Consider the following 12,708-nt stretch of genomic DNA (forward strand, 5'->3'; position numbering starts at 1 on the left):
ATCCGCTTTCGCAAGGTGAAGCTAAAGATAAGGCGCATCGTGAAAATCGATCTCGAGTTGCATCGCCCGGCCGAAGATTGCGCTGAGCCGCGCTTTCTCATCCTCTTCCAGCGTTTCTCCTGCCATGTCGAGTTCATTCTTCAGCCATTGCGCCTGGGCGGCGAAATTCGGATCGACATGCAGGTCGACCCATTCCTTCAAGAGGGGATCGCTGATCGGGCGGTTAGCTGCTTCCTTCGACCAGGTCCAATACATCCACTCGGCCGCAAACATCGCCGCGACCGTGTCGAGGAAGCCGCCTTGGCGAGCGATTTCCAACATGCCGGCGCGAAAGGCCTCGACCTCGGCGATGCCGGTGTCGAAGGACGAGGGATCGATGCCGCGGCCGGCGAAGGTGCGTTCGAAATAGGCGATCTGCTCGTTGGCAAGCGCGTCGAGAACCGCGATCAGCCAGCGCTTCTGCGTCATGGTGTTGGCGGTCGCCGCCGCATAGGCGAAGATCGAGATGGCGCTGTCGACGAAGGCGCCTTCATAGACGAGATAACGCTCGAAAGCCTCCTTGCTCAGCCTGTCGTTCTTCACGTCCTCGACAAAGCGGTGGTTCAGCATCGCGCCAAGGACAGCGTTGTTCTCGCGCAGGATGCGGGCCGAAAGGCTCTCTGCCGCCATGCTCAGCCCTCCAGGCCCGGTTCGGCCGCCGCGCGGAAGGCGCGCACGCGCTCGATATCGACCGGGTTCCACCAGACGCCGCCGTGTTTCAACGAAGACGCAACGATGACGCCATTGGTGCGGGCGAGAATATCGACGATATTGTCCTTGTTGACGCCGGAGCCGACGAGCAGCGGCAGGTGTGTCGCCGCGCCGATTTCCTCGATCTCCTCCATCGTTGCCGAATTGCCGGTCCGTTGGCCGGTGGCGATGACGCCGTCGGCATCGAAGAAGGCGAGATCGCGCGTCAGCTCCTGGATCGAACGGTCGGCGACGATGGCGTGGCTGCCATGCTTGACGTGGCTGTCAGCAAAGACCTTGATGTGTTCGGCCCTCAGCAGCGAGCGGTAGCGCATGGCTTCGGCGGCCCTGCCCTCCATAAAACCTTCATTGGCGACATAGGCATTGGCCCACTGATTGACGCGGATGAATTTGGCGCCACCGGCCATGGCGATGGCGAAAGCCGGGATCGGCGCATTGGCCAGCACGTTGACGCCGAGCGGAATGCCGGCCGCGCGCGCGATCCGGTCGGTGACGACAGACATGAAGCCGGTCGTCTCGGGGCCGATATCCTCGGGCTTCGAAAACGGCACATCGCCGTGATTTTCGATGATCAGCCCATGCAGGCCGCCTTCCATGCAGGCTTCGGCGTCGCGCATGCAGGCGTCGTAAATCGCATTCATCGCAGCCCCCCGGTAGCGCGGCGCGCCCGGAAAGGCCGGGCAATGGATCATGCCGATCAGAACCTTGTCCCTGCCGAAGATATCCCTGATGGCGTGGGACGGCCTGTCCGAAATTTCCTGCATGTCATTCCTCCCTTTCCAATTCCTGGCGCGTGCCGACATCACGCCTGCTTTTCGGTGAGCCAGCCGAGGATGTTCTTCCAGAGCCGGCCGTAGCCCTCCCATTCACAGAAAGCGGGCGAGAGCCAGTGCGGGCCGATATCCGACGTCCAGGCCGCCGTCCGGCCAGTGCCATGCGTGCCGACGACGAGCAGCGGATGGCCGCCCTGATCCTCGGGCAGGCGCGCGACGATCTCGACATCGGCGCGGGCTCGCACTTCGACCTCATTGACGCCGAGAAGCACCGGCCAGGCGCCTTCAAGCCCCTGCACCGTCGGATGCTCCGGCTTCACCACCTCGGCAACCGTGCCCTCGGGGATCTCGACGCGGTCGTCGTAAGGCAGGCACGTGACGGGCAGCGTGTCTTCGACGGGGGTGCGCCGCCAGCGCGCCTTGCCGTCGATGCCCTGGAAGGAGAAGTAGCCGCCGACCATCAGCAGGCCGCCGCCCTTTTCCACCCATGCCTTCAGAAGTTTCAGCCGGTTCGGCACCGTGCGCGAATGCAGCCATACATCCGGCGGCAGCAGCAGCGAATTGGCGCCGATATCCGAGAGGATGATGGCGTCATAGGCATCGAGCCCCGCCATATCGAAGGGGAACTTCTCCACTGCCTCGTGCGCCGGCATATAGGTGAGCTCGAAGGCGCTGGCGGCGAGCGCTTTCACCAGCGGTTCGGCGCCGAGATGGAAGGTGACGCTGCCGAACTGGTCGAAGCCTTTGTAATGCGTGGCGGAGCTGACCCAGCTCTCGCCGACAAGGAGGATTTTCTTGGTCATGGTCTGCGGTTACCTGTGATCGATTGATTGGATGGAGCTACGCTCCGGCATGAAAGACGCGGCGCGGATTGCCGCGCATCATCTCGTCGAGAACCGTCCTATCGAGGCCGTGCCGCTCCAGACGGGGAAGAAAATGGCGAAGGATATAGGCGTAGCCATTGCCGCCGTAATGCGTCAGCATCATCTTCAGAAAGACGTCATGCGACAGAAGAATCCGGTTGAGATATCCGGCCTCGACGAGACGCACGATCGCACGCGCCGCCTCCTCGTCGCTCGGGCATTGCACCTGCTGGTCGGCATAGAAGAAATCCATGCCGATCATGTCGTATTCGATGAAGGCGCCACGCTCCGCCAGCTCGCTCTGATAGGCGATGTCGTCATGCGACGGGTTCATGTGGCAAAGCACGGTATGGCGGAGATCCGCCCCCTCTTCGGCGACCACGTCAAGCACGCGGTGGCCGAGACGGAACCAACCCGGCAGATGCACCATCAGGGGAAGCCCGGTCAGCACCTGCGCACGCGCCGCACCGCGTAGCGACTTTTCCTCCTCGGCGGTGAAATCCGAGGAGACGCCGATCTCGCCGATCAGGCCGATCCTGACGCCGGTGCCGTCGACGCCTTGCCTCGCCTCGCGGACAATTTCACCCGCGATCTCATCGACGCTCATTGCCGCGACGCCTTCCGGATGCGAGGAGCCGAGGTAATAACCCGCCCCCATCACGATGTTGAGGCCGGATGCTTTCGAGATGCGCTGGAGCGCCAGCGGATCACGGCCGATGCCCTTGCAGGTCGGCTCCACCACGGTGCGCCCGCCCGCCGTGGCGAAATCCTTGAGTTCGGTCACCGCCAGATGTTCGTCGTCGAGCGTGATATTGTGCTTGTTGACGAAGGGGTCCTGCCGGAGTTCGCCGAGGATCTCCATGCAGACGAAGCTTTCGGCGAGATATTGCCGTTCCGGTGTCTTCGGCGCGTGCCACCAGCAGCGGCAATCGTTGAGGATATGCTCGTGCATCAGCGTCACGCCGAGCGCATCCGCCGAAATCGGGCCGGTGACGGTCATCACCTTGCCGGAGCGGACATGCGCTTCAGACAGGCTTTCTGCTGCCTGTTCGCTCATAGCTTCATCCTTTCCTGCCCAGCCGGAAATGGAAATTGGCCGTGAAGATGCGCGTGTTCAGCCAGATGGCGACGAGAATGATGGCGCCGGTGACGATCTGGGTGAAGAACGGCGATATGTGCATCAGGATCAGGCCATTGCCGATGACGGCGATGGTCAGCGTGCCGAGTACGGTGCCGAGAATGGTGCCGCGTCCGCCCATCAGCGACGTTCCGCCGAGCACGACGGCCGCGATCACCTGCAGCTCGAAGCCGACGGCGGCATTGGACGAGCCGGAGCCGAGGCGAGCGGCGATCAACAGGCCGGCGACGGCGCAGGCGACGCCGGAGATGATATAGACCGAGGCGATAATCCATTTGGCGGGCATGCCGACACGCCGCGCCGCCTCCGCATTGGAGCCGACCGCCACGACCTGGCGGCCATACTTGGTCGCGGTGATAACGACGTAACCGAGAATGGCGATGATGACGGCGATGACCGCGGGGATCGGGAAGCTGAGGATTTCGCCCCGGCCGAGCGCGAAGAAGCCCGGCGCATCCTTGATCGGAATGGAATAGCCCTGGGTCAGATAGAGCGCCAGACCGCGCAGGATCGATAGGCCGGCAAGTGTCACGATGAAGGCCGGGATGCCCTGATAGGCGACAAACCAGCCCTGGACCAGTCCCATGAAGCCGCCGAGCACGATCATGCCGATGACCACCGACGGCCAGGGAACACCCATCGCCATAACGATCGCCGCGACCGCGTTGATGAGGGCGACCTGCGAGCCGACCGAAAGATCGATGCCGCCGGTGATGATGACGAATGTCATGGCGATGGCGACGATCAGGATGGGAGCAGCCTGCCGCACGATGTTCAGGATGTTGCCGAGCGTGAAGAAGGTTTCGCTGCCGATCGAGAAGAAGATCATGCAGGCCAGAAAGAAGATGGCGATCGACAGGACCTGTGCGTGTTCGCCGAAGAAATCGGCGACGCGCGAGCCGTGGCCGCGTTCCGTATAAGCCGTCATTGTCTGGCTCCTTCACCGACGATCAGCCTGACGAGATCTTCGAGATTGGTGCTACCGATCTGCCGTTCGGCCACCTTCGTGCCCTCGTACATCACCGCAATTCGGTCACAGACCCGAAAGAGATCCTGCAGCCGGTGGGTAATGAGGATCACCGAAACCCCGTTCGCCTTGACGCGGTTGATCAGGGCCAGAACCGCTTCGACCTCGGCGACGGCAAGTGCCGACGTCGGCTCGTCCATGATCAGCACCTTCGGCTTGAAGGAGGCAGCGCGTGCGATCGCGATCGCCTGACGCTGCCCGCCGGAGAGCTGGGCGACCTTGCCGGTCAGCCTCGGGATGCGGATCTCAAGCGAATCCAGCATCTTGCGGGCTTCGGACAGCATCGTCCTGGTGTCGAGAAACGGCCCGCGGCTGAGTTCGCGGCCGAGGAAGAGATTGCCTACGACATCGATATGGTCGCAGAGACTGAGATCCTGGAACACCATTTCGATGTTTCTGCCACGCGCATCCGCGGGGCCGGAGAAGCGAACCTCTTCGCCTTCCATACTGATCGTGCCGGCATCGGGAATGTAGGTTCCCGAGATGATTTTCGTCAGCGTCGATTTGCCGGCGGCGTTATCGCCGACAAGGCCCAGGCATTCGCCGGGGAAGATGTCGAGATCGACGCCGCGCAGGGCCTGGTGCGAGCCGAACGACTTGCGGATGCCGCGCAGCGAGATGCGCGGGTCGGATCGGGTGCCGCCGGATGTTCCGGTTCCGGAGGATGCGACGCCTCCGGAACCGGCGGCAGCGATGTCACGCTGTCCGCTTTCGATCATTTGAAGACGGCCCGGTACGGCTCGACATTCTCCTTGGTCACTATGGTGATCGGCACCGAGATCGTCTTGGTGACGGCTTCGCCGGCCGAGGCCTTGACGAGCGCGTCGACGGCGGCACCGCCCATTGCGGCCGGATCCTGCTGGACGACGGCGACGACGAAGCCGGCATCGATGCCGGCAATGGCTTCGGCAGTCAGATCCCAGCCGAACACCTTGATCTTATCCTGCTTGCCCTGGCTCTGGACGGCGGCGATCGCCCCCATCAGGGCCGGCTCGCCGGTGGCGTAGATCGCGGTCAGGTCAGGATTGGCGGTGATCAGGTTTTCTGCCGCCGCAAGGGCGTTGTCCTGGATGTTCTGCCCGTCGACGACGCCGGCCATTTCAATGCCGTCGACGCCTTTCAGGGTCTTCTCGAAGCCGTCCTGGCGGATATTCTGGATGAACGAGTTCAGCGCTCCGACAACGCCGAGCTTGGCCTTGCCGCCCATGTTCGCCTTGACGTAGTCGAGGAAGTATTTGCCCATGTCGCCGCCGGCTGCGGCATTGTCCACGCCGATCTGCGCCTTCTGCGGACCATCAGGCAGGATGGCGTCGATGGCGACGACCGGAATGCCGGCATCGGCCGCCTGCTTGACCGCCGGCATGATGCCATTGACGTCGATCGCCACGACGGCAAGGCCGGAGACCTTTTCCTGGACGTAGGTTTCGATGGCACTGTTCTGCGCCGTCGTCTCGTTGTTGGCGTTGAAGATCACCAGCTTGACGCCAGCGGCATCGGCCGCCTTCTGGGCGCCCTCATTCATCTGATTGAAGAAAAGCGCCTGCTGGTTGATCTGCACCAGCGCGACAGTCTTCTTTTCCTGCGCCGCGGCGCTGGACAGGCCGATGAAGGTCAATGCCGTGAAGCCGGCGGCTGCGATCATCGTTCGTCTTGTCAAATTCAGTGTCATGTTCTCATCCTCTTTTGGTTTTTTGACGTTGCTGATTATTATTTCGCAGGCGGCGCAACGGAGTTCCGCACCACGATTTCGACAGGCAGGAGTTCTTCCGAGGCGGATGGTTTCCACTCGTGCCAATTGGTTTCCAGAAGCAGCTCCAGCGACCGCCGGCCGATCTCACGCACCGGCTGGCGGATGGCCGTCAGCGGCGGCGCAAAGAGATGAAGCGGACCGACGTCGTCGAAGCCGATGACTGAGATGTCGCCTGGGATCGAGACGCCTCGGCTTCTGAAGACCTCGACCAGCCCGATGGCGATCTCGTCGGAGCTGGCAAAGATCGCCGTCGCTTTTCGGTCTCCGGAGAGATAGTCGAGTGCCGCCGCACGGCCATATTCGATCGTATATTCGCCGGCATAGCGATCGGCTCGGGCCTCGCCGCCATGCCGCTCCCTGAGCGCCTTCAGCAGGCCGTCATAGCGCCTGCGGGCGCTGATCATACGCTCGTCGCCGCCGATGAAGAGGACATGGCGATGGCCTTGTTCGGCCAGGTGCTGACCGGCGAGATAGCCGCCCTGCTCATTGTCGCAGAATAGCTTCGGCGCCTTCGAATCGGGAATGTCCTCATCGACGATAATGACCTTGCCGCTGCCGTTGATCAGCGCGGCAAGCGCGCCATCGTCGGGGTGGTTGGTGACGAAGATCAGACCGTCGACGTGATTGCGCTCGATCAGCTGCAGATATTCAATCTCGCGTCCCGGCCGGTTGAGGGTGGCGTGCAAGGAGACCGCGAGCTTCTTTTCATCGGCCGCCTGCTCCACGGCGGCGACGAGCGTCGCGAAGAAGGGATTGGCGATATCGGGCACGACGAGGCCGATCGTATCCGAGCGCCCCCTGCTTAAGCGACGCGCATGCGGGTTCGGCCGGTAGTTCAGCGTCTTGATCGCATCCTCGATGCGCTTCTTGGTCTGAAAGGGAAGATCGAGACTGCCATTGACGAAACGCGACACGGTGGTGATCGACACGCCGGCCGCTGCCGCAACATCCTTCAGACTTGGTGTCGTTCCCTTGGCCATTGACTGAACCTATTGTAAAGCGGTTTAGTAAACCGCTTTACAAGACAATATCGATTGTGCCCCGTTGTCAACAGCGATGATCGTGCGGCATTCGTTTTTCTTGCGATCCGATCGAAGCTCGACCGGACAGGCCCTCAGGCGATCGTCCGGTCGAGCTTGTCGCGCAGCCAGTCGCCGGTGATGCTTTCGAGATCTGGCTCGACGGCGTCGCCGGGTTCGATTTTATGACAATTCCAAGCCGAGGGCTGCTGCCTTTATATGAGGTGATCCGTCGACGCGTCGAAGAGATGGACCTGGCCCGGATCGACCGAAAGTCCGATCATGTCTCCTGCCTTGACCCTGTCGCGGCGCGTCTCGACGATTGTCAGTTCCGGCTGGGTCTCCGCGACGATGAAGGTCGACGAGCCGGTCGATTCGACGAAGGCGATCGGCACGTCGAAGCTGCCATGGCCGGGCTCGACGACGCCGATGTGCTCCGGCCGGATGCCGGCGATGAGCTTGCGGCCGGGTTCGATGGCACGTGATATCGCAAGCGTCTGCTTCACCGCGCCGAAGTCCAGGATCAGGCTCTTGCCGTCTTCCGCGGCGATCGCGGGAATGAAATTCATCGCCGGCGAGCCAATGAAGCCGGCAACGAACCGGTTCGCCGGCCGGTCGTAGAGGTCGAGCGGCGCGCCTTGCTGTTCGATGATGCCGTCGCGCATCACCACCACATGGTCGGCCATCGTCATCGCTTCGACCTGGTCGTGCGTGACGTAGACGAAGGTTGCGTGCAGCCGGTCGTGCAGCGACCGGATTTCCTTGCGCATGTGGACGCGCAGCGCAGCATCGAGATTGGACAGCGGCTCGTCGAACAAGAAGGCCTTGGGATGGCGGATGATGGCGCGGCTCATGGCGACGCGCTGGCGCTGACCGCCAGAGAGCTCGCGCGGATAGCGCTTCAGGAGATGCGAAAGACCGGTCGTCGCCGCCACGTCTTCGGCCGCCTTCTTGGCCTCGGCCTTGGCGATGCCGCGAATGCGCAGGCTGTAGGTCAGGTTCTCCTCGACCGTCATATGCGGATAGAGGGCATAGGACTGGAACACCATGGCGACGTCGCGCTTGCGTGGTGGCACGCCGTTCATCAGCTCGCCGGCAATCCTGAGATCGCCCGACGAAATGCTTTCGAGGCCGGCAAGCGAGCGCAGCAGCGTGGACTTGCCGCAGCCCGAGGGGCCGACGAGCGCGACGAAAGTGCCCTTGGCGATCGAAAGGTCGATGTTCTTCAGGGCGTGGAAGGCGCCGTAATATTTGTTGACGCCTCTGAGCTCGATCTGTGTGGTCATTTGAGGGCTCCAGAGGTGAGGCCGGATACGATGCGGCGCTGCAAGAGAACGAAGATGGCAAGGATCGGCGTCACATACATCGTGGCGTAGGCCATGATGTTGTTCCACTCGTTGGTGTTCGGCCCCATGAAGGAATTGAGGCCGACGCTTGCCGGCTGAAGGTCGACCGCCTGGATCATCGACTTCGAATAGACGAATTCGCCGAAGGCCTGCATGAAGATCAGGATGGCGCTGACCAGGATGCCGTTGCGGGCAAGCGGCAGCACGATGTTGAAGAAGGCGCCGACGCGCGAATTGCCGTCGACGAGAGCCGCCTCCTCCAACTCCTGGGGAACGCTCATGAAGGTGGCGCGCACCAGGATGACGAAGAAGGGCATGCTCTTTGCCGCGACCGCGATGATGACGGCAAGGCGTGGATAATTCAGCATGCCGATCTGCGAAAAGCCGACGAAGATTGGCGTGATCATCAGCGATGCCGGTAGGACCTGCAGCATCAGGATCAGGAACAGACCGATATCCACCCAGACATTGCGGTATCTGGCGAGCACATAGGCGCAGCCGACGCCAAGCAGCGTGATGAGCGCCATGGAGCCGAGAGCGATGACCAGCGAGTTCCAGAGATAACGGCCCATGTCGCGGCTTTCCCAGACATAGGCATAGGTGCCCCATTGGGGTGCAGCCGGCCAGAAGCTCGGCGGCGTCGCGAACATCTCCGAGCCGCTTTTCAGCGCGGTGATGTACATCCAGTAGAGCGGGAACAGATAGATCGCCGCCATGACGATCGATATGGCGAGCATCAGGCGGTCGCGATTCGTCGTAATCATCCGCGCACCTCGTGGCGTGTGGACCGGACATAGACGACGGACGCGAACATGACGAAGACGATCATGATGACGGAGATCGTTGCGCCCTTGGCGAAGTCGTATTGGCGGAAGGAGAGATCCCAGGCCCAATATTGCGTGACGTTCGATGAATTGTTTGGCCCGCCCGACGTGATCGCGGCGAAAAGATCGAATTGCTGTAACGTGAAGATCAGGCCAAGTGCGATGATGGCGCCGATGGTCGAGCGCATCATCGGCAGCGTGATCGTCCAGAAGCGCTGCCAGACATTGGCGCCGTCGAGTTCGGCCGCTTCGTAGAGATCGGCGGGAATGCCGGCAAGGCCGACGGAAAGCAGGATCATGTTGAACGAGGTGCCGAGCCAGACATTGGCGATGATGACGGCATAAAGCGAATAATGCGGGTCCGAGCGCCAGAAGATGTTACCCGAGATAATGCCGCTTTCCTTCAGGATGAAATTCAGCACGCCGAAATCGCCCGACAGAATCCAGTTCCAGATGGCGCCGACGACGAGGCCGGGCATCACCCAGGAGACGAGGAACAGGCCGCGCATCCATGAGGCGCCGGGAAAATTGACCCAGAAGAACAGCGCCAGGCCGAAGCCGATCAGGAACTGGCCGGCGATGGAGCCGACGACGAAGATGACGGTGTTGTAGAGGATCGGCAGCGTCTCCGGCTGCGCGAAGAGGTCGGTATAATTCTTGAAGCCGACGAAGGGACGCGAGAAGGTCCCGAGGCTGAACATGTCGACCTCCTGGAAACTCATCACGACATTGTAGATCAGCGGCAGCCCCGCCATCAGGAACAGAAAGCCGAGCGGGAAAGCGACCAGCACGATATCGAAACCGCGGCCGTCCCTGACGCTCATCAGGATCCTCTTCATGGGTCCTCCGATACTCCGAACGGGGCCGCCTGGCGCATGCTGCGGAAGACGGCCCCTGCCGGGAGGAAATGATGCGATGAACCGAGGCTCATCCGGTTAAAAGACGCGTTGCTTCCGGTTCCTCTTCTCCCCGCTGGGGAGAAGAGGGAGCAAGCGGCTCGCTCGCAGCCAATGATCAGCCTAGTACTGCCTTGATCTTGTCGGCTGCCTGGTCGAGCGCGTCTTTCGGGCTCATCTGGCCGGTCAGTGCTGCCTGGATGGCGTCCTGGATCGCCTTGGAGATCTTCGGCCATTGCGGATGCGGGCCGCGCGGCTTGGCGTATTTCAGCTGTTCGAGGAAGACCTTGAGGGCTGCATCCTTCAGCGGCTGGCCGGTCTCGGGGATCGAGATGTCGGAACGGGCCGGAAGCTGGCCGAAGTTCTTGAACATCTTGTCGTCCTGCGAGGCGAAATATTCGAGCGCCTTGAAGGCTTCGGCCGGATGTTTGCTGGTGGCGAAGATCGCCCAGTTGAAGTCGCCCATGGCCGAGGAGCGTTCAGCCCCTTCCTTGGGAACCGGGAGCAGCGTGACGCCCCAGTCGAACTTCGCTTCCTGCGTCATGCGGTCGAGCTCCCACGGGCCCGAGATCGCCATTGCCGCATTGCCGGAATTGAAGGTGCCGGTCGAATCCCACTGGCCGCGCGTCAAGGTGTCGGGAGAAGCGAGCTTCTCGTCCATGATCGTCTTCCAGATCCCGAGCGCCTTCACCGCGCCTTCGGCATTGATGTTCTCATAGCTGCCGCCGCCCATCTGAGCCCAGGGAAGGAACTGGAAGGTGCCCTCCTCGTTGGCCTTGGCCGAGAAGGCGAGACCATAGACGTTCTTGGCGGGGTCGGTCAGCTTACGCGCGTCCTCGACGAGCTCGTCCCAAGTCTGCGGTGGCTTGTTCGGGTCGAGGCCCTTGGCCTTGAACATGTCCTTGTTATAGTAAAGCGCGATCGTATTGGTCGCCTTCGGCACGCCAAAATACTTGCCGTCCCACTCGACCGATTTCAGCGGGCCGGGGAAATAATTCTCCGGTTTGATGACGGTCGACTTGGCGATCATGTCGGTAAGATCCAGGAAGGCGCCGCGCGACGAAAACAGCGCATGCTCCGGATTGTCGACGGCGATGATGTCGGGCGCCTGGCCGGTCGCATAGGCACGCATCGCCTCGGTGACGACGTCGTCGAACTGGATCAGCCGATATTCGATCTTGATGCCGTTGTTCTGGGCGTTGAACTCCTTGACGAGGTTCGGCGCCGGCTGGGTGTCCTTATCCAGCGACCAGAGCGTCAGTGTGACGTCTTCGGCCTTGGCCGAAAGACCGAACAGCGAGACGCCTGCAAGTGCGAGAGCGCCCAGAATTGCATATTTGCGGATAGCCATGGTTCTCCTCCTTTGTGGTTATCCCCGTTTCCGGCAATTCCTCCTTGCCGGAAACGATATCATCAGATGGGGTCGACGACGAATTCGCCGCCCCGGGCATGCTTGAGGTGGTTCAGCGCATAGACCTGGCCGGTCATTTCAAGCGCGTCGCGATAGACCGGGTCGTGCCAGCCTTCGATGTCGATCGAGCCCGACCAGCCGGCGAGGCGCAGTTCAGAAATGATGTCGGTCCAGTTGCTGTCGCCGAAGCCCGGCGTGCGCATGAAGACGAATTTCTCCTTGCCGAAGATACCGTGTTCCTTGATGACCTCCCAGCGGATGGTCGCGTCCTTGCCGTGGACGTGGAAGAACTTGTGCGCCCATTTGCGGATCTGCGGCAAAGGGTCGATCAGATAGACCATCTGATGGCACGGCTCCCACTCCAGCCCGATATTATCGTCAGGCGTCTCGTTGAACATCAGTTCCCAGGCGTCGGGATTATGCGCGATATTCCAGTCGCCGGTCGCCCAGTTGCCGTCCATGGCGCAATTCTCGAAAGCAATCTTGACGCCCTTGTCGGCCGCCCGCTTGGCAAGCTCGCTCCAGATCTGCTTGTAGCGAGGCAGGCTGTCTGTCAGCGGCTTGCCGCGGATGCGGCCGGTGAAGCCGGCAACGCAGGTGGCGCCGAAGTGATGGGCATTGTCGATACAATGTTTCCAGCCCTCCAGCGTCTCGAGGTCGATTGCGGTCTCTTCCAGCGGATTGCCGAACATGCCGAGCGTCGAGATGGTGATGTCGCGGTCGCCGATCGCATCGAGGCAACGCTTGCCGAGCTCGGCCAGGTCCTGGCCCTTCGTCGTCTGCCAGAAGAAGGGCTCGAAGCTTTCGAAGCCCATGCCGGCGATCTCGCCGATGCGCGCGGCGGCATCGCCCTTGTTGCCGCTGACCATGGTGCCGATACGAATGGATTTTGCAGGGTTGCTCACGTCACG

The 12,708-nt window shown here is 61.8% G+C and carries 13 protein-coding genes; all 13 read right to left on the minus strand.

Annotated elements, in window-relative coordinates; genetic code table 11:
• Positions 1 to 21 precede the first annotated feature (21 nt).
• The 13 genes from AC245Y_RS32435 to AC245Y_RS32495 all read right to left on the minus strand — a co-directional run bounded on the left by AC245Y_RS32435 (position 22) and on the right by AC245Y_RS32495 (position 12,702).
• Entirely contained in the window at positions 22 to 669 is a 648-nt protein-coding gene (locus AC245Y_RS32435) for a TenA family protein (protein WP_017997188.1), read from the minus strand.
• Between the two features lie 2 nt (positions 670 to 671).
• Positions 672 to 1,514 (minus strand): BtpA/SgcQ family protein, encoded by an 843-nt coding sequence (locus tag AC245Y_RS32440; RefSeq protein ID WP_012760066.1) that lies wholly within the window; start codon positions 1,512 to 1,514, stop codon positions 672 to 674.
• 38 nt (positions 1,515 to 1,552) lie between these two features.
• The gene (locus AC245Y_RS32445; protein ID WP_017997189.1) at positions 1,553 to 2,326 is read right to left on the minus strand and encodes a glutamine amidotransferase; all 774 of its coding nucleotides are present in this window, start codon (positions 2,324 to 2,326) and stop codon (positions 1,553 to 1,555) included.
• 37 nt (positions 2,327 to 2,363) lie between these two features.
• Positions 2,364 to 3,443: a phosphotriesterase family protein gene (locus tag AC245Y_RS32450; protein ID WP_012760064.1), complete on the minus strand. Its 1,080-nt coding sequence runs from the start codon at positions 3,441 to 3,443 to the stop codon at positions 2,364 to 2,366.
• 4 nt (positions 3,444 to 3,447) lie between these two features.
• Positions 3,448 to 4,452: an ABC transporter permease gene (locus AC245Y_RS32455; RefSeq protein WP_017997190.1), complete on the minus strand. Its 1,005-nt coding sequence runs from the start codon at positions 4,450 to 4,452 to the stop codon at positions 3,448 to 3,450.
• Positions 4,449 to 5,270 (minus strand): ATP-binding cassette domain-containing protein, encoded by an 822-nt coding sequence (locus AC245Y_RS32460; protein WP_012760062.1) that lies wholly within the window; start codon positions 5,268 to 5,270, stop codon positions 4,449 to 4,451. Before AC245Y_RS32460 ends, AC245Y_RS32455 begins: the two co-directional genes overlap by 4 nt.
• The gene (locus tag AC245Y_RS32465) at positions 5,267 to 6,220 is read right to left on the minus strand and encodes an ABC transporter substrate-binding protein (protein WP_017997191.1); all 954 of its coding nucleotides are present in this window, start codon (positions 6,218 to 6,220) and stop codon (positions 5,267 to 5,269) included. Before AC245Y_RS32465 ends, AC245Y_RS32460 begins: the two co-directional genes overlap by 4 nt.
• Positions 6,221 to 6,258: 38 nt before the next feature.
• On the minus strand, positions 6,259 to 7,281 hold the full coding sequence (locus AC245Y_RS32470; RefSeq protein WP_017997192.1) for a LacI family DNA-binding transcriptional regulator: 1,023 nt from the start codon (positions 7,279 to 7,281) through the stop codon (positions 6,259 to 6,261).
• A gap of 254 nt (positions 7,282 to 7,535) precedes the next feature.
• Complete coding sequence (locus AC245Y_RS32475) at positions 7,536 to 8,606, minus strand: ABC transporter ATP-binding protein (protein WP_012760059.1); 1,071 nt, start codon at positions 8,604 to 8,606, stop codon at positions 7,536 to 7,538.
• On the minus strand, positions 8,603 to 9,430 hold the full coding sequence (locus AC245Y_RS32480) for a carbohydrate ABC transporter permease (protein WP_017997193.1): 828 nt from the start codon (positions 9,428 to 9,430) through the stop codon (positions 8,603 to 8,605). The genes AC245Y_RS32475 and AC245Y_RS32480 overlap by 4 nt, the downstream gene beginning before the upstream one ends.
• Entirely contained in the window at positions 9,427 to 10,329 is a 903-nt protein-coding gene (locus AC245Y_RS32485) for a carbohydrate ABC transporter permease (protein WP_003552007.1), read from the minus strand. The genes AC245Y_RS32480 and AC245Y_RS32485 overlap by 4 nt, the downstream gene beginning before the upstream one ends.
• 175 nt (positions 10,330 to 10,504) lie before the next feature.
• The gene (locus AC245Y_RS32490; RefSeq protein ID WP_012760056.1) at positions 10,505 to 11,737 is read right to left on the minus strand and encodes an ABC transporter substrate-binding protein; all 1,233 of its coding nucleotides are present in this window, start codon (positions 11,735 to 11,737) and stop codon (positions 10,505 to 10,507) included.
• Between the two features lie 62 nt (positions 11,738 to 11,799).
• Positions 11,800 to 12,702 (minus strand): sugar phosphate isomerase/epimerase family protein, encoded by a 903-nt coding sequence (locus AC245Y_RS32495; RefSeq protein ID WP_012760055.1) that lies wholly within the window; start codon positions 12,700 to 12,702, stop codon positions 11,800 to 11,802.
• Positions 12,703 to 12,708: the final 6 nt, after the last annotated feature.

The sequence above is a fragment of the Rhizobium sp. SRDI943 genome (assembly GCF_057653695.1).

What these genes read in the sequence shown, in the direction of transcription:
- AC245Y_RS32445 (WP_017997189.1), bottom strand. Translation starts at nt 2,326, where the DNA reads ATGACCAAGAAAATCCTCCTTGTCGGCGAGAGCTGGGTCAGCTCCGCC.
- AC245Y_RS32450 (WP_012760064.1), bottom strand. Translation starts at nt 3,443, where the DNA reads ATGAGCGAACAGGCAGCAGAAAGCCTGTCTGAAGCGCATGTCCGCTCC.
- AC245Y_RS32480 (WP_017997193.1), bottom strand. Translation starts at nt 9,430, where the DNA reads ATGATTACGACGAATCGCGACCGCCTGATGCTCGCCATATCGATCGTC.
- AC245Y_RS32435 (WP_017997188.1), bottom strand. Translation starts at nt 669, where the DNA reads ATGGCGGCAGAGAGCCTTTCGGCCCGCATCCTGCGCGAGAACAACGCT.
- AC245Y_RS32455 (WP_017997190.1), bottom strand. Translation starts at nt 4,452, where the DNA reads ATGACGGCTTATACGGAACGCGGCCACGGCTCGCGCGTCGCCGATTTC.
- AC245Y_RS32440 (WP_012760066.1), bottom strand. Translation starts at nt 1,514, where the DNA reads ATGCAGGAAATTTCGGACAGGCCGTCCCACGCCATCAGGGATATCTTC.
- AC245Y_RS32490 (WP_012760056.1), bottom strand. Translation starts at nt 11,737, where the DNA reads ATGGCTATCCGCAAATATGCAATTCTGGGCGCTCTCGCACTTGCAGGC.
- AC245Y_RS32485 (WP_003552007.1), bottom strand. Translation starts at nt 10,329, where the DNA reads ATGAAGAGGATCCTGATGAGCGTCAGGGACGGCCGCGGTTTCGATATC.
- AC245Y_RS32470 (WP_017997192.1), bottom strand. Translation starts at nt 7,281, where the DNA reads ATGGCCAAGGGAACGACACCAAGTCTGAAGGATGTTGCGGCAGCGGCC.
- AC245Y_RS32460 (WP_012760062.1), bottom strand. Translation starts at nt 5,270, where the DNA reads ATGATCGAAAGCGGACAGCGTGACATCGCTGCCGCCGGTTCCGGAGGC.
- AC245Y_RS32465 (WP_017997191.1), bottom strand. Translation starts at nt 6,220, where the DNA reads ATGACACTGAATTTGACAAGACGAACGATGATCGCAGCCGCCGGCTTC.
- AC245Y_RS32475 (WP_012760059.1), bottom strand. Translation starts at nt 8,606, where the DNA reads ATGACCACACAGATCGAGCTCAGAGGCGTCAACAAATATTACGGCGCC.